Annotated in this window: 11 protein-coding genes and 1 tRNA gene; 6 read left to right on the forward strand and 6 right to left on the reverse strand. The window is 37.1% G+C overall.

What is annotated here, in order from left to right:
* Positions 1 to 145 precede the first annotated feature (145 nt).
* The 3 genes from WBG07_RS04660 to WBG07_RS04670 form a co-directional block, all read right to left on the reverse strand.
* Positions 146 to 2,680 (reverse strand): TonB-dependent receptor, encoded by a 2,535-nt coding sequence (locus WBG07_RS04660; RefSeq protein ID WP_340199353.1) that lies wholly within the window; start codon positions 2,678 to 2,680, stop codon positions 146 to 148.
* Complete coding sequence (locus WBG07_RS04665; RefSeq protein WP_340199354.1) at positions 2,670 to 3,575, reverse strand: FecR family protein; 906 nt, start codon at positions 3,573 to 3,575, stop codon at positions 2,670 to 2,672. Before WBG07_RS04665 ends, WBG07_RS04660 begins: the two co-directional genes overlap by 11 nt.
* Before the next feature lie 175 nt (positions 3,576 to 3,750).
* Positions 3,751 to 4,275 carry an RNA polymerase sigma factor gene (locus tag WBG07_RS04670; protein WP_340199355.1) on the reverse strand — a complete coding sequence of 175 codons (525 nt, stop codon included), beginning with the start codon at positions 4,273 to 4,275 and terminating at the stop codon, positions 3,751 to 3,753.
* A gap of 115 nt (positions 4,276 to 4,390) precedes the next feature.
* Here WBG07_RS04670 and WBG07_RS04675 point away from each other — a divergent pair, with 115 nt between their 5' ends.
* Both WBG07_RS04675 and WBG07_RS04680 read left to right on the forward strand, forming a co-directional pair.
* On the forward strand, positions 4,391 to 5,812 hold the full coding sequence (locus tag WBG07_RS04675) for a hypothetical protein (RefSeq protein ID WP_340199356.1): 1,422 nt from the start codon (positions 4,391 to 4,393) through the stop codon (positions 5,810 to 5,812).
* A gap of 10 nt (positions 5,813 to 5,822) precedes the next feature.
* Entirely contained in the window at positions 5,823 to 6,272 is a 450-nt protein-coding gene (locus WBG07_RS04680; RefSeq protein ID WP_340199357.1) for a hypothetical protein, read from the forward strand.
* Positions 6,273 to 6,416: 144 nt separating this feature from the next.
* On the opposite strand, the gene WBG07_RS04685 is transcribed toward WBG07_RS04680, so the two are convergent.
* Both WBG07_RS04685 and WBG07_RS04690 read right to left on the reverse strand, forming a co-directional pair.
* Positions 6,417 to 7,511: a slipin family protein gene (locus WBG07_RS04685; protein ID WP_340199358.1), complete on the reverse strand. Its 1,095-nt coding sequence runs from the start codon at positions 7,509 to 7,511 to the stop codon at positions 6,417 to 6,419.
* 576 nt (positions 7,512 to 8,087) lie between these two features.
* A tRNA-OTHER gene (locus WBG07_RS04690) sits at positions 8,088 to 8,143 on the reverse strand.
* A 799-nt stretch (positions 8,144 to 8,942) separates the two neighbouring features.
* Between WBG07_RS04690 and WBG07_RS04695 the strand changes: the two genes are divergently transcribed.
* Together WBG07_RS04695 and WBG07_RS04700 are read left to right on the forward strand one after the other, a co-directional pair.
* Positions 8,943 to 10,811 carry a hypothetical protein gene (locus WBG07_RS04695; protein ID WP_340199359.1) on the forward strand — a complete coding sequence of 623 codons (1,869 nt, stop codon included), beginning with the start codon at positions 8,943 to 8,945 and terminating at the stop codon, positions 10,809 to 10,811.
* A 145-nt stretch (positions 10,812 to 10,956) separates the two neighbouring features.
* Entirely contained in the window at positions 10,957 to 13,029 is a 2,073-nt protein-coding gene (locus WBG07_RS04700) for a hypothetical protein (protein ID WP_340199360.1), read from the forward strand.
* An 87-nt stretch (positions 13,030 to 13,116) separates the two neighbouring features.
* Here the strand turns inward: WBG07_RS04700 and WBG07_RS04705 are convergent, their stop codons facing one another.
* The gene (locus WBG07_RS04705; protein ID WP_340199361.1) at positions 13,117 to 13,305 is read right to left on the reverse strand and encodes a hypothetical protein; all 189 of its coding nucleotides are present in this window, start codon (positions 13,303 to 13,305) and stop codon (positions 13,117 to 13,119) included.
* A 312-nt stretch (positions 13,306 to 13,617) separates the two neighbouring features.
* On the opposite strand from WBG07_RS04705, the gene WBG07_RS04710 reads away from it, so the two are divergent.
* Both WBG07_RS04710 and WBG07_RS04715 read left to right on the forward strand, forming a co-directional pair.
* Positions 13,618 to 15,147: a hypothetical protein gene (locus tag WBG07_RS04710; protein ID WP_340199362.1), complete on the forward strand. Its 1,530-nt coding sequence runs from the start codon at positions 13,618 to 13,620 to the stop codon at positions 15,145 to 15,147.
* 304 nt (positions 15,148 to 15,451) lie between these two features.
* A complete protein-coding gene (locus WBG07_RS04715; RefSeq protein WP_340199363.1) occupies positions 15,452 to 17,734 on the forward strand; it encodes a hypothetical protein in 2,283 nt (760 codons plus the stop codon).
* Positions 17,735 to 17,776 lie beyond the last annotated feature (42 nt).

Consider the following 17,776-nt stretch of genomic DNA (forward strand, 5'->3'; position numbering starts at 1 on the left):
TTTGTTTTTAAAGAGCTAGGTGTTTGAGGGGTGTTGAGGATGTTCAGGCACTCCTAACTTTCGGGCTCAGTCGCGGTGCCAATGCATTTGCGGTTATCATAAGGCAGATTTCTCAGTCGCTGCGCTCCTTCGAAATGACGTGTAATTAAAAATAAACCCGCAAAGAAACATTGGGGGTTAAACCCAACGAACGCTGGGTAAATTCTTGTGCTTCGTCTTGATCGTTTACCCTATAAAAATTATTGATGATGTTTTGTTTATCTAATACATTCCAGATAGAGATACTTAGCTGCATGGGGATGTCTTTGGTAAGTAATAAACTATAGGCAGCAGAGAGATCTAGCCGCGAGAATTCTGGGAGGCGTTCGCTGTTTGCCGTGTCAAAATTAAGAGTACCATTTACCACTTCATTACCAGGAACTAAGCGAGTAGCAGGCTTCCCGCTCCGCCAGTTATAGCCCGCAGAGATGCTCAGGTCTTTCCATGAAAAAGTAGTGCCCGCCGTAAAAGAATGGGTAATGTCAAAATTATTAGGAAAGCTAACCTCTGGGAGTGCTTCAAAAGTATAATCGCTACTCAAATAAGAATAGCTTATCCAGGTATTTAGGTTGCTTCCTTTTGGCAAGGCAGAAAAATTATATTGCTTTCTGATGAGCACATCGGCTCCAATAGCGTCATAACTTCCTGCGGATTTGGTAAATTCATACTGATTTTGGAATCCCTGACTTTGGGTAGTGATGCCGTCTACTTTTTTATAGTACACATCTGTGCTAACCAACCACCCTTTGCGGCTGTAGTTAAGCCCTACGGAGGCTTGTTTACTGGTGATTACGGGAATGGAATCGTTATCAGACAATTGCCAGCGTCGTCTTTCAATCCCTAAAAAGTCGTTCTGAAAGTTAATCACTTTAGAAATAGATTGGTGTTTTAATTCGCCTAACACTTCTACGGTAAAGAAAGAAAGAAACCGCTGATTGAAACTCAGGCGAGGTTCTATTCGCACTCTATCAAACTTGGCAAGGTAGTTTGCTCTTGCACCCAGGCTCAAATTGGTAAAACGGTCTTTAGAACGGTAACGCGCTTCAGAAAACACAGCATGGGTACGCAAGACCTCTCCAATAAGTGATCTAAATCGCGGACTATCCACATCGTTGAGGTTAGTGACCTTAGTTTCTGCAAACTGATACCCGTTTGCCCATTGTATGTTATCCGTAAGTTGGTAATAGGTATCAAGCCGGACGCCTGTTTCTGATACAATATTTTCTTGGAGAAATCGCAATGAATTTTGAATATCGGCATTGATACCCCTCAGTTTATAATCGCTTTCATAAAGATGTAAAACACTTTGAAAACGGTCATTCCATCGTCGTTTATACTCAATACCCCCTGCGATACTCGTTTGTTGCAAGCTGCTTTCCCGGGTTTGTATTTCATTATTGAAGCTGGCATTTTCATTAAAGACCAGATCGTTGCCAGCGATCATAAAATTTACTCGGATTTCATTTTCATCGTTAGGCTGATAAAGCCATCGTAAAGAACCATCATAAAAATCAAAACTAAGCGCATCATTCACAGACCTACCCGGCGTATTTTCAATTTCGGTATCTTGAGAAATTCGTTCAAAATAATTGGTGTAAGTAGGTGTTTCTACAAGTCCGTTATAAGAACTTCTACCCGCTATTTGAATAGATGAATTGCTTCCGGTAGGGAGATCCACAAAAGCATTTACATCGGTGAGGTTTACACCAACGGTACCCTTAAATTTGGTAGCGATCATTTTATCGGTTTCCATAGAAATAGTGCCCGAAACCCCATCGGTAGCAGAGGCGGTAGTGCCATTTTTATACAAACTTACCTTTTGAGTGATTTGCGGATGAAACATAGAAATGAGCCCAAAAAAGTGTCCGGATTGATACATTTTAATCCGATCCCATTCAATCAGGTTTTGATCATGCGTACCCCCTCTAATATTAATATTAGAAACGGTTTCATTCACACTTTGAATGCCCGGAAATGCCTGAACCGATTGCAACACATCGGCATCAATTAATCCCGGAAGCGTAGTAAACTGCTCAAAATCAATTTCAAAAGAACCATCGTTTACCTTAGAAATTCCTTTGGCAAGGTAACTGGAAAGTACTACTTCTGATAGTGCCTGTACTTGCGGAATGAGATACACCTCAGAACAGCGTTTCGTATTAAAATTGGTAAGGTTACGTGAGAGTGTTTTAAATCCGACATGCCTAATGCGAACCATGCTATTTCTCGGAGGCATTTCCAGTTCAAAATAACCCGCAGAATTGGTAATGGCAGAAATCTTTTCAACTTGTATGGTAGCGCCAGAGACAGCTTGTAAATTGTCTTTATTTTTAAGGTAACCGCAAAAAAGCAAAGAGCGTATTTTACGAACCGAAACGATATTCCCAGAAAGTATTTCAAATTGAAGTCCCGTTTCTTTTTCTAGGAGCTGAAGTATTTCTTCCAAAGAAGTATTAAGATTGGGTAAAGCAACGCTTACATCTAACACCACATCTTGTACATAATTAAACCGATGTTGGTAGCGTTCCTGCAAAAGCACAAAAAGATCCGTTAACGGGATCTTATCTTGTTTGTTTTGCGCAGTGGCATTGGGAAGTACCAGTAGCAGCAAGAAAGCGACTAAAAAAAGTTTATTCTGCACGTATAAATAGGCTTACCTGTTTTTTGTTAATGCTATAAGATAATCCTAGAGGTTCTGAAACAGATTTCACCGCTGCTTCCAGATTATCATGTACAAAGCTTCCAGTAAAGATGCGTTGCGTATCTATGTTTTTAACGTTTACTTTTACATCGTATTGTCTTTCCAGTTCTGCTAATACTTCTGCATACGGCATCTGGTCAAAATGTGTTTGGTTGTCTAACCAAGAAGGTTGTGAAGCCGGAATGGTATGTAAAGAGACGGTTCCATTTACAGATCTAAATGTTTTCCCTGGTGGGAGTTTCTCTGTTCTTTCTCCTGAAATTACCTGCACCAATCCTTCATAACAAATTACCTCAAAAAAAGATCCCCGTTGCTTTACGGTAAACTGCGTACCCAAAACACTTACCACTCCTTCTTGAGTAACCACATCAAAACGAGAACCTTTCGCTACTTTAAAATACGCTTCTCCTTTAAGAGCTACGCTGCGTTTGTTCTCCCAGGTATCAGGATTATAAGTAAGCGTGGAGGCCGCATTCAATACTACTTGAGAAGTATCTGGCAAGGCTATAGTTGCTTTTTCGGCAGCAAGTGATTGTACTTTTAATTCACTGGTATTAAAAAAGATAAAAAATAAAGCAAAGCCAATAACCAGTACACTGGCTATTTTCATCAGCGAACGCCAAGGCACTAATTTTCGTACTTTGGTGTCTTGTTCAGGATAAAGGCGTTTACGAAATTCATCAAAAGAAGTTGTAGAAGTAGGTGCTTTAAATTGGGGAGCACTTGCTACAATTTTCCGGTCTAGGGCAAAGCTTTCATCTGCTTCAAAAGCCTTTGCTTCTGCTTCAGACAGCTCTCCAGACAGCCATTTTTGTATGATTTCTTCTCTTTTCATGATTTACACCTTATTTATAAAACAACTAACTCCTTATTTCTCCTGAAATTTTTTTATTTTTTTCATAAAGCAAAAAAACTGCCCGTCCTATTTTTTATGCGCTGCTAAGCATGTATTCATTTTTAATTATGGGGGATTTAAGCGTCAGACAAGCAAAAGAAATAAAAAGAAGGGATCACTTCAACTTAAAATCTCCCAACTGTTCCTTTAATTGTTTGAATGCGCTGTAAATTCTATATTCTACCACTTTTTGTGTTACGCCTAGCATTTCTGCAATTTCACTATGTTTTTTTCCTTCCGCTTTGTTTAACATAAAGGCTACTCTTTGCTCTTCGGTTAAATTCGCAAGGGCTTGCTGATATTGTTTTAAGAATTCTTCCTGTAGTAGTATAAACTCAGGAGATTCATTGGTATAGCTCTTAGCACCTTCTTTTTCATACTTCAACACTACTTTTTGATGTTTTACTTCATTTAACATCATATTATTAGCCGTTTTAAATAAGAATGCCTTTGCCGTTTGCAGCGTTACCTTTTTACAATGCTCCCAAAGTTTAATAAAAGCCTCCTGTGCTTTATCATTTGGGTTAAGCCTTTCACCATATTTATAATACAGAAAACTAGAAAGGTCTTTTAGGTACTTATTATAAATACCAGAAAAGATGTGTTCCTTGCAAATATTCTCGTGTAAGTCTTTTGGCAAAATGGTTGCTTTTGGTTGCTTAAAGGTAGAAATTAAATTTTTTTAAAAAAGTTTTCAGGAGTTTTTGCTTTAAAGTTGTTTTAGTATTAAAGACGAAAACCAAATTAATTATCTCATGAAAAAAACATATAAAATACTCGTGTTTGTAATCTTCACCCTGGCATTGCTTCTAATGTCTTGTAGAAATGAAGAGTTAGAGTTAGTGCAACCAGATACTGAAGAAGTATTGGCAGCCAATTCAACGGCTGCAACGCTTATAGAGCGAACTAGTATGAAAGATGGTTCTAATGATAATATTATTGACAGAGCCAGTTGTTTTGAAGTACAGCTTCCGGTAACGGTAATTGTGAATGGAATAGAATTCACGGTAAATACGGAAGATGATTTTGATGAGATAGAAGCTATTTTTGATGAGTTGGAAGACGATGAGGATACGCTGGAAATTATTTTTCCAATCATAGTAATTCTGAATGACTTTACGGAAGAGACTATCAATTCTATAGATGAATTTGAACGCCTCTCTATGGAATGTGGAGATGAAGGAGAAGAAGATGATGATATAGAATGTGTAGATTTTAAATATCCGTTTCGAATATCGGTCTTCAACCCTAATAATGAAGTTATAGAAACTGTCGTCATTGAAAGTGACAGACAGTTATACCGTTTCGTAAAGCGCATAGAAGAAAATGATATTGTACGTGTTCAATTTCCTATTACCTTAATTTTGGCTGATGGAACAGAGCTCGTAATTAATTCGTTAAGAGCCTTGGAAGAAGCTATTGAAAGTGCTATTGACGATTGTGATGAAGATGATGATTACGATTACAATGATGATGATTGTGACGATTGTTCTACAGACAGACTTACTGAAATACTAACGGGTTGTGAGAAATGGGAAGTTGATAAATTGATTCGTAATAATACAGATCAGGCAGAGCAGTATATAGGATACTATTTTAGTTTTTCGGCAGACGGATCAGTAACCGTATTTACGAATGGAGATCCCCTGGCTTCCGGTACTTGGGAAAGTAGTGGAGAACGAAATAACATTTCCTTTGTACTGAATATTCCAGATTTTGTTGATTTTAATGATACCTGGAGATTACATGAAGTGGAGCAGGAAAATGGAGAAAAAGAAGTAGACCTACGTAAAGGTGATGACCGTTTACGTTTTGAAAGTGGTTGTAACAATGATAATTCTGGAAACGAAAGCTTAGCAACTATTCTAACTGTGGGTGCCTGGGAAGTAGCTCAATATACAGATAGTGGTGTCAACGAGACTGCTGATTATGATGGTTATGAAATTGTTTTTAACGAAAATGGGAGTGTAATTGCCTCCAGAGATCAAAGCCCCATAGAAGGAGGTTGGAATATAGGAGACGGAGGAAACAAACTCTTCCTTAACTTCAATGAAGTTCCCTTTGATGAGTTTACAGATGATTGGGATGTAATATCGGTTACGGAAACCCGAATAGAGCTGAAGGATATAAGCGGTGGTGATGGCAGTATAGATATATTGGTATTTGAAAAACTTTAATCCATATAAAATGAAATGTAGCTTAAAAAATAGAATACTACTCTTAACATTGGTGTTAATATTTGCTTCGTGCAGCAGTAGTGATGATTCTGACGTGACAGCCCCAATAGACTCGCAGGAAGTAATTACAACCGTACAATCAGGTAGTTGGAGAATTACAAGCTTCATAGATTCTGGTGTAGATGAAACAGATGATTTTAGCGGATATATTTTTACTTTCAATTCAGACGGTTCTTTATCTGCAGTAAATGGAGCAATTACCATTAATGGAACCTGGTCTGTAGAAGACGATGATAGTACCAGTGATATTGACTTTAACATCTTTTTTGCCTCGCCACCAGATTTTGAAGAACTAACAGAAGATTGGGATATTATTTCCAGAAGCACTACTCAAATTCAGCTTACTGATGTGAGTGGTGGAAATGGGGATACTGATTTCCTAACCTTTCAGAAAAATTAATGAAAAAGAAATAAATAATTAGTGTTTTGGGTTTCCAAAAAAGGGGGATTTTTTTGGATTGAATGCTATGTGTTGAAGCACCCTCATGCTATAGGAGGGTGCTTTTTTATACCAAAAATGCGCTGGCCGCAACCAACGCATTTTTTACTTACGTACAGAAAAAATTTCTTGAAGTTGATGCACCACGCCTCCGTTTCCATTCACCGTAATTTCTCCAATCTTTTCGGCAATTTTTTCTACATACTCCATTTCCTTCAACTTAAAGAGCATTTCATTTTCTTCCATTAGTTTTGCAGTGTTTAGCAAGCTTCTGGTAGAAGCCGTCTCTTCACGTCTGGTAATTGTATTAGCCTGTGCACGTTTCTGCGCTACCAATACCTGGTTCATAATCTCCTTCATTTCACCGGTAAGAATTACATCTCTAATACCGCAATTTAAAACAGTAACTCCCAGCTTTTCAGCTTCCGCACGTACATCTTCAAAAACCACTTCGGCAATGCTTTCCTTGCCTTCCAGCATTTCATCTAGTGTATAAGAACCTACATAGGCACGCAATACCAGTTGCATAGCAATGTACAATTGCTTTTCGTAGTCTTTACTCCCTAGCAATGCCTTTTCCACATCAGTAACCTTATACTGGGTATAAAAGTTAATACGTATGGCAGCCTTGTCTTTGGTAAGCAATTCCTGTCCGGCAATTTCCAGTTGCAATTGACGCATATCTGCCTTGGCAATCTTTATGGTAGTTTCATTTCTCCAGTAGCGGTAGGTACCACCTTCCAGAATTCCTTGGTAAACATCATCAATTAAAAGCACTGCTTTCTCATAAACCGCTACTTCAAACAACCTAATATATCCACCAAGTTTAGTAAGCACGGCTTTTTCCAGAGGTTCAGTAATATTAATCTTACTAAGGTCTACCGTAATAAATTCATAGGTAATTAAGGCATTCCAGAACAAGTGTCGCCCAGGTTGTAATACCTGTTTAAAATTACCATTCTCTATAACTACTGTTATTTCTCCATCTGCTACCACTACCTCATGTAGCATAGCCCTCAAGTTTTCATCTTCTAACAAAAGTTCTTGCGCTACAGTGGCATAGAATGGTTTAGATAGATCGTATACCAGCACTTTTTGGTAAGGTATCAACCAATGCGTACCAGTGGTAAGCACTTTTTCGTATGCACCTCTTTTAAAAACCAATCCCACATAACCCGCATTAATTCTTACACGTTTCATTTTTACTACATTTTAATTAAACATTCTATTTGTTGGTAATTCTGGTAACGGAGGAATTACCTGCATCAGCCTTTTTACAATTGATACGTATTTTGGGCGTGCCCCTTCCAATTTCTTTTCAGGGTCGGGCTTTCGGTCGTCGCTTTTGTAACTGTCTCGCAGTTACAAAGAGCTTCACAAGACCTCAATCCCTCACGCAACTTTTTCTTTATTAAAACAACAGCTATACATCATCTTATTCCTACGGAAAACTCATGTTTGCTATGCGCTGCCATTGGTTTTCAAGCAAATATTTGCTTTTGGTTCTTTGAGTATACTCCCAGAACGGCTGGCAAATTCTTTACAATAAAAGCAAAGGGGTAACATCACTAAAGATGTGCTTTCAAGGTAGGTGTTAGATTGTCATCCTTCTTAGCAGAAAGACTCCAGATCTATACCTGTTGTTTTTGTCCATTTTACAGCGTGACAGGCTGGGGGTTAGTTTTAAAAGATAACCAGCTTTTTAGAAATGGATGTTACTCCATATCCCACATTATGAGTGTGGTGCTCTACCAATTGAGCTACAGGGCCATTGGCCGCTGACGGGATTCGAACCCGCGACAACCGAAACTGCTGTTCTAACCAACTGAACTATCCGCTAAAAACGGAGTAGGATTCGAACCTACGACTCACAGTACTTGGTGATCATTTTTTGGAAAATAATCAGAAACCTTCAGGTCAGGTTGAATAGAAATGTCTCATACCCAACGGCAAGACATGCTACAATAGTGCTATACAGAAACACCCAACAAGACCTACCCGATATCTTAAAGTGCAAATTTTAGCCTAAATTTTTAATATAGTACACTTCTATTAGCACCCCTTACCGGATTCGAACCGGTACTTTTACTGGTGTAAACAGACAGGCTCTAAATGCGCTTCCCTACTCCAGAACTTTCTGTTTCGGTGCTTCTGCAAAGTCTATTCATTAGCAGGCTTGCCGCTAACAACATCATCCTGTCACTCCATGGCTACGATCCAAAGTCTTTTTCCACAGCTCTTCCTTTTAAGCTAAAGGGGTATACATAATAGTTGCAATACTGCTTGGCTATAGAGCCGTTGTAAGTACATTTTAGTACCACAGTCTCATTTGGTTCTAAGCAGTTTATTTCTAGTTTTAAACCCTATTGTAGCTTGCTCTAGCAATAGGGTTGTATTTTTCATTTTGTTTTTCAAAGAACGATAGGGCAAAGCTATTTTTAAACTACGCAATCATTGTGCGTAGTTATTTTAAAATAGTTTTATTCTTTTCTTTTTAAGAAATTAATTGGTAAGTACCATCAAATCTCGCTTCTTGTTTTCATTAAATAAAATAGATATATCATAGCATTCTGGGGGTTTTCTCGTATTTATAATACTTCTTTAAACAGTGTTTGAGTTTAAAAGAAAGTTATGGAAGATCAAAATCAAGAAATCAATTTAGATGAACTCAATGAAGTTCAGAGAGAAGGAATTACTCGTTATGAACTCACCAGAGAGCAAGTTACCGGTCGTAATTTTGGGCAGCATATTTTAAACGGGATGCGTACGCTACAGAGACAAGACAGAACGCTCGCTAACCAAGATGCGTTTAGGATGTTAAACGGCCTGAATACTGTTCAGGTGAATGGTATTACCCAATATAATCTTACCCGTAACCAAGTAGAAACCCGCAATTTTGGTAACCATACCTTAAACGGGATTCTTAATTTACGCCTGCAGAACGTACCTGTGAATCAAGCTTTTGATAGGGTTAGTGGTTTAGAAAATATTGTTCAAGTAAGAGGAGTAACCGAATATAACCTTACCCAGCAAGATGTTCAATCAGAGAATTTTGGTGAACATACTTTAACAGGATTAGACGCTATTCAGGCACAGAACCAAGGAGCAAATATTAATCAGGCTCAGGCTTTTGCCATGTTACGTGGTTTAAACCAACCTCAAGTATTAGGGATTACCACTTATGGACTTACTCCAGCTCAAATACAAACTGAAAACTTTGGGATGCACACCTTAATGGGTATGGATACTTTAATGCAGCAAGATCAACAACTTTTAGCTCCCCATGCTTTTAACAGAGTTCGTAATTTAAATCCTGCTCAGGCAATAGGAGTTAGTCATTTAGGCCTAACAAGTGAACAAGTTAACACCCCAAATTTTGGAAACCATACTATTGACACCATCAATAGCCTTATGGCTCGCCGGAGGGTGGCAAATGTGCAGGAAGGTTTTGAAATGGTATCGGGTTTAAATAATAGACAAACTACCGGGATTAGGCGGGGTCTAGAACGGGAAGATGTTACTGTTCCTAATTTTGATATTCACACACTGTTTGGTATAGAGTACTTACAAACAAATGCAGCTCAAAATGGCAACGAAGATCTTCCATATCGGGATGCATTTCAAACGGTTAGCGGCTTAAATGCCGTGCAGGTAAGAGGTATTACAGATCTTGAACTAAGTAGAGATCAAGTGCTAAACCCGAGATTTGGAAATGACACCATAAAAACCATCAATAGACTTCAAATGATTAATCCTGAAGCGAATAATCAATATTTATATGAAGCAGCCATGGGGTTGCCAGAATATCAAGTACGTGGACTCACAAAACTGGGTCTTTCGGCGGAACAGGTAGGGTTAACTGTAGTTGATACTGAATTTGTACAATTAAACCCTGAAGATCAAACAGTAGCTTCCGGAAGAACAATTGATGCAATTGATCATTTAACATCAACAGAATTTATGTCTGTTCAAGAAGCTTATGAAACTGCAATGCTTCTTAATAGAAATCAGATAATCGCAATGACCGAGTTTGGACTTAGTCTGCAGCAGGTAGAAGGTTCTTATTTTGAAGAAACAGCAGATGTTTTGAATGAATTGACGGCTCCTCTTCTCCGCAGCGGCAGTGAGTTAACTATTCCGCTTAGTGAAGAAGAGAAACAAAGTTTAAGAGATGAAATTTCTCGTTCAGGTTCTGTACAAAGTTTATCCCAATCATATCAAGAAGCATCTGTAGAAGAAGAGAAACAAGAAGCATCGGTAAGAAGTGACATTTCGGCCACAGAAGCTACGATTCTTCCTTACGCTGCGGCAGCCTCTTTACCACAGCAAAATGAAACGCGTAACAGTCCTTTAGATTTAAATGCTTTTACCAGAATTATGTCATTAAACTCAATTACAGAAAGAAGTAGTGAAAGTTCAAATGGATACCCTAGTGATGAAGAAAGAAAAAAGCCTGCCGTCAAAAAAGGGAAAGATTTTAAAAAAGGACCTAAACGATAGTTGAAAAATTTACCAGCACTTTTATACAAAAAGGGCTCTTTTAATCTTATTTCTAAATTACGGAACCTTCAATAGAATAAATTAAAATAAGAGAGATTACGTACTTCTAATAAACATCATCAACCTAGAATCTAAGGTTTTAATTATGAATAGTGAAAATCACCAAGATATTGAGCATGCAAACCTCAATAACATAAGGGTTGTGGGAGTTCAAAACTTCGGATTAACTTCAGAGCAGGTTCAGGCACCTAATTTTGGAGAACAAATGCTTAATCATATTACCCTATTAATGGCTTCAAATAGAATCTTTAATGGGCAGGAAGGCTTCCAGTTACTATCAGGCTTGGATAATACGCAAGGCCGAGGTATTGCTTTTTACAATCTTACACCAGAACAAGTAAGCAATCCTAATTTTGGAAACCATACATTAATTGGGATTAATAATTTACAATATCAAAACAATCAACTCAGTAATGGTGAAGCTTTTGATATCGTAGACGGCCTAGATGAATCACAGGTAATAGGAATTGTTAACTACTATCTAAATAGAAGAGAAGTTCAAATTTCAAATTTTGGAATACACACCTTAAACGGTATTAATACATTACAACTTCAAAACCCCAATCTAAGTGATCAACAGGCTTTTCAAATAGTACATGGTTTGGATGATTTTCAAACTAGAGGACTTGCAAATTTTAACCTCACAAGGGAACAAGTGAATACTCCTAATTTTGGAATGCACACCTTAAGCGGTATTCTGAGTTTACAAGAGCAAAACCAAAATCTATCTAATCAACAAGCATTTACTATGCTAAGTAGTTTAAACCAGATCCAGGTATCTGGCATAGTAGCATATTCACTTACGAGAGCAAACGTTCAAACAGCTAACTTTGGCTTACATATACTAAGAGGTATTGATAAACTAATACTCCAAAACGAAAATATCTCAACTGAAGAGGCTTTTAACAGGGTAAGTGAATTAGATTACATACAAGTCAGAGGTGTTACGAATTACAATTTAAACAGAGCCCAAGTAAATACGCCTAACTTTGGGAACCATACTTTAGAAAGCATGACAAACCTTAATAATCAGCAAAGAGTTGATAATTGGGAGGAGGCTTTCAATATGGTAAGAGAGCTAAATAACAGGCAGACTAGTGGAATCATAAGGTTTGGTCTTGAAAGAGGGCAAGTGGAGACTCCAAATTTTGATATGCATACTTTGTTTGGTATTGAATTTCTTTACGCAAATGCTTTACAACGTGGTGTTGAAAATTATTCGTTTCAAGATGCCTTTAATATTGTAGAGGGCTTAGATCCAACTCAAGTAAGAGGAATTACCGATTTTGGATTAGAACGGGAACAGGTGCTTCATCCAGATTTTGGAAATAAAATCTTAAAAACCATAGAAAAACTTCAAAAGAGTAATCCAGAAGCCAATAATCAATACCTTTTTGACGTTGCCATAAAACTTCCAGAATATCAAATTCGCGCACTTACAAAGCTGGGATTATCTCCAGAACAAATTGGATTATCACTTGTAGGGGAGCAATTTATTCAAGTACAGCATGAAAATGAAAGAATAGCTTCGGGAAGCACAGTAGATGCAATAGACCATTTAATAACAAATGAGTATATGGACATACAAGAAGCATTTGAAAATGCTTTACAGTTAGACAATACTCAAATTATTGCCATGATAGAGTATGGCCTAAGCCTTCATCAAGTACAGCATGAAAGTTTTCACCAAACTAATAATATTTTATATGAATTAATTCTTCCAATGTCTTACACCAATAGTGAATTAACATTTCCTTTGAGTAATGAAGAACAGGAAAGCACTAGAGAATATATGACAAGTATTATTTCAAGATCAACTTCTAGGGATAGTTTTTGGGGGTATTCAGAAACCTCCGGAGAAGATTCAATTACTAATTTAACGGAGAGAGAGACACCACAACAATTGGAAACAGGGATTGGAGAAATTACAGCTATTGAAAGCTACCCAGCAGTAGCCTCACTACCAATAGACACAGAAGACAATTCAGGAGGTATTGAAATGGATTTGAGTGCTTTAACAAGAGCACTTACATTAAATTCAATTATAGAAAGAAGTATTGAAAATTCAAATGGGTATCTTAGTGATGAAGAGAGAAAACCTGCTGCTAAAAAAAATACAGATACTAAAAAATCATCAAAAAATAAGCCTACACCATAAAATTATAAAATAGTATAATAAGTATAGGTTTACTGTACTAACAAAAAAGACTGCCTAAGCAGCCTCTTTTATTTCGTATAATTTATTTTACTTATCGTTACAAGCAGGACGTCCTGAGGGTACAGGTCCTCCTGTTCCGCAACCACCTTGTAGTGATTGGCAAGTGTAAAAACCAGTTCCCCCTTTTAGCAATTCTTTTTCAGAATAGTTAAGTACCTTTAAATTTGAAATAATTTTCTTGTTAAGTGTTAAATTGGTGTTTTTTGTTTTTTTCATAACGGTATTATTTTAAGATTTATTTACATTAAAATAAAGAATAATCTTTCTTTTTTGATTGCTAATTAAGCTAATATTAACCTTTTTAACGAATGTTAACTTTTAAGAAAATATACACTTATATCAACATAACTTCTATGTCAGAAAATTATCTTAGTTTTATTTTAAAATACCTATGCGCTTCCATGTAGAGCTGCGTATGCCGGTTCTGCAACTCTCTATGATATAACTTTATGATCAGCACACTTATAAAACCAGTGTTTTGTAAGTGTTTTATATATATTTGTAATACCCTGTTTTAGACATAATTCAATGGAACATCAAAATCAAGAAGACGTTAACAGACCTTTGCTCAATAGGGCTCAGATTACAGGGATTCAGGAATTTGGATTGACCATAGAACAAGTTCAAGTGTCTAATTTTGGGCAGCAGATGCTAAGCAATATTAGAGCTTTGCAAGCATCTGGCCGAACGAATACTGGAAGCCAGGCCTTTCAATTACTGGCAGAATTTAATACTATTCAAGGAAATGGCATTGCTGTATATGAACTCACCAGAGCAGATGTTAATGCACCCACTTTTGGAATACATACGTTAGACGGCATAGATAGTTTGCAATTTCAAAACCCACATTTGAATGAGCAGGAAGCATTTAATCAAGTAAATGGTTTAAATGCAACTCAGGTAAGAGGTGTGACAGAGTTTAATCTTACCCCCGATCAAGTGAATACCAATAACTTTGGTCAGCATACGCTGTCTGCCATGACAGCGCTCCACACCCAAAATAGAGCAGGAAATATGCAGGAGGCATTTACCATGGTTCGAGAATTAAACAATATACAGGCAGGCGGTATGGGACGCTTTGGTCTTGAAAGAGAACAGGTGTTTTCTCCTAATTTTGATATGCATACGCTCATGGGTATGGCGTATCTTCTTAGGAATGCGCTACAAAATGGGGTAAACAATTATACTAATCAAGATGCTTTTGAAACGGTACGAGCACTAAATGCAGTGCAGGTTAGAGGAGTTACAGATTTCCAACTAATTAGGGATCAAGTGTTAAACCCCAGATTTGGGAATGACATTCTAAAAACAATTCAGGCGCTTCAAACAATAAATCCAGAAGCTACTAATCAATACTTGTTAGAAACAGCCATGGAACTGCCAGAGTATCAAATTAGAGGCTTCGCAAAGCTTGGTTTATTACCAGAACAACTAGGCTTGACAGCAGAAGAGAATAGAATTATTCAACTAGATAACAAAAGTGGAAAAATTGCTTCAGGAAGCACCATTGACGCCATTGATCATCTAATGTCATCAGAATATATGAACCGGGAACAGGCTTTTGAAACCGCTTTTCAATTGGAGACAGTTCAGGTATTAGCAATGACAGATTTTGGTCTTAGCCTAGAACAGGTGCAGCATCCTTGCTTTCAAGAAACGGCAAGTTTTTTGGAAGAATTAGTAACTCCTATTACAAACAATGGTAATGAATTAAGCTTTCCTCTTAGTGAAGAACAACAACAAAATACCAGAGAAGTAATGGAAGAAATTATATCTACTTCAAATTCAGTAGAAAGTACACGGCAGGTCTTGGAAGCTTCTAAAGAAGGAAACACTGGTTTAACAGATATCAAGGATACCTCATTTTTTGCGGAGGATAAGAAAAGAACAGATAGCCCTATAGATTTAAATGCTTTTGCCAAGGCTATTTCATTAAAATCAGTTACAGAAAAGAATTTGAAACGATCAAGAAGTGATGAGAGTATAGAAGATCTTAAGCCAGCCGCTAAGAATAATAATGAAGATAAAAAGTCTACTCGAAAAATGCGTAAACCCTAATACAGATATGGCAATAGTATTGGCCATATTCTTGTATTTATTGCGAGAGCTATAAAAAGAGACTTCTTTTTTCACTATAGTCTTGTAATTTTTTGTTTGTATAAACAACAGTTTCGTACTTTTAAGAGTTGCTTTTAAAAAGGCCAGTATTTTTGGGTTTAAGTGATCTTTCTTAATTTAAAGAAAAACCTGTCTCCATAATATATTGTTCCAGTAGACTAATTTTAGAAAAAATACACTTTTAGAGGAGCATTTGGAATTGCGTATGATACTTTTTAAAAGAAAATTTTAGTTTACAAAGTACATGGATAATCAAAATCAAGAAGACGATACAAATAGAGCGCTTAGCGATGTCCAGATTGAAGGAATTCAGGAATATGGGTTAAGTATAGCACAAGTTACTACCCCTAATTTTGGGTTACATACACTAGATGGTATAGATAGTTTGAATACTGGGGAAGAAAACCCAAGTATTGACCAAGCCTTTGAAAAACTAAGTGGTTTAGATGAAGATCAGGTACAAGGTATCACAAGATTTGATCTTCTCCCAGATCAAGTGTCTACCCCTAATTTTGGAGCCCACACCTTGGCAGCGATAACCAATTTAAAAGCTGGAGCTAGCGACAAGGGTCAAGAATTAAGCAATCAAGAAGCGTTTGCAGAGGTTAGCGGATTAAATGCAGTTCAAGTAAGAGGCCTTACGGCATTTGATCTTAGCCGAGACGATGTTCAAACCAATAATTTTGGGATGCATACCTTGGTACTCATGAACGATTTACAGCAAGAAAACCAAGACTTAAGCAATCAGGAAATTTTTGATGTAATTAATGGAATAGATGCGGTTCTGGCAAAAGATTTTACAAGCCTTCAATTTGAAGGAATTTATGAATATGGGTTAAGTGTAGCACAAGTTACTACCCCTAATTTTGGGTTACATACACTAGATGGTATTGATAGTTTGAATATTGGAGAAGAAAACCCAAGTGTTGACCAAGCCTTTGAAAAACTAAGTGGTTTAGATGAAGATCAGGTACAAGGTATCACAAGATTTGATCTTCTCCCAGATCAAGTGTCTACCCCTAATTTTGGAGCCCACACCTTGGCAGCGATAACCAATTTAAAAGCTGGAGCTAGCGACGAGGGTCAAGAATTGAGCAATCAAGAAGCGTTTGCAGAGGTAAGCGGATTAAATGCAGTTGAGGTTAGAGGAATTACAGAATTTCAATTAAACAGAGAACAGGTTCTTGACCCAAGATTTTCAGAGCATACTTTAAGAAACATTCAAATACTTCAGGTTATTAACCCAGAAGCCACTAAACAACATTTATTTGATAGTGCAATGGAATTGCCTGAATATCAGATTAGAGGACTCAGTAAACTTAACTTATTACCAGAACAAGTAGGTTTGGGAGTTGAAGGTAATCAATTTGTTCAACTAGAAAATGAACTATCAATTTCAGGTAAAACCATTGATGCAATAGACCATTTAGTGTCATCTGAGGGTATGAACCAAGAGGAAGCTTTGGAAACAGCATTACAGTTAGATTCTACTCAAATAATAGGAATGATAGAGCTTGGTCTTATTTTAGAACAGGTACAACATCCTTCTTTTCAAGAAAGAGAGAACATAATTGAAGAATTAATAGCCTTTATAGATATTGATGCGGATAGTATTGCCGCTGATGGATTTGATTTTCCTCTTAGTAAAGAACAACAACAAGATATCAGAGAGGTAATGACAGGTATAATTTTGACTTCTGATACAGTTGACCATTTAGTCTCATCAAAGGGTATGGATCAAGAACAAGCGGTGGAGGCTGCTATGGAACTTGACACTATTCAAATGAATGGAATAATGAACCTTGGTCTTAGTTTAGAACAGGTGCAACATACGTATTTTCAAGAAACAGAAGATATTATTGAACGGTTAATGAGTTTTATAGGTATTGATGCTGATGAATTTGACATACTTCTTAATGAAGAGCAACAACAAGAGATAAGAGAAGTTATGACAGGAACAATGTTGGCTTCAGATACAGCAAGCCATTTGATGTCATCAAAGGGTATTAATCAAGAACAAGCGCTGGAAACCGCCATGGAGTTAGACACTACTCAAATGGCTGGAATAGTAAATATGGGTCTTAGTCTACAACAAGTGCAACACACTTCTTTTCAAGATAAAGATACTATTATTGAAGAATTAAAGAATGCTATTGGTATTGCTGCTGATAAATTTGACCTCCCTCTTAATGAAGAACAACAACAAAATGTAAGAGAAGTCATGACAGGAATTATTTCTACAGCTAATACATCGCAAAGTATACAACAACAGGAAACGGTTACAGGTGAGAACCAAGCTAAGGTTCCCTTGAATGAGAACACAAACCTTTATCAGACGCTCGAATCTGAGAATGGATCAGGAACAGAAATAGATTTAACTGCTTTTACTAAAACTATTTCAAAAGAAAACGCTAGAGAAAAGAGCCTGAAACGATCAAGAAGCGATGATAGCGCAGAAAACCTTAAGCCTGCTGCTAAGAAAAATGATCAAGATAAAAAGTCTGTGCGAAAAATACGTAAACCTTAAAAAGAGGAATTTAGTCGCTTAAGCTTGCCAAAGTATTGTTAT

Source organism: Ascidiimonas meishanensis (genome assembly GCF_037782385.1).
Taxonomy (GTDB): domain Bacteria; phylum Bacteroidota; class Bacteroidia; order Flavobacteriales; family Flavobacteriaceae; genus Ascidiimonas; species Ascidiimonas meishanensis.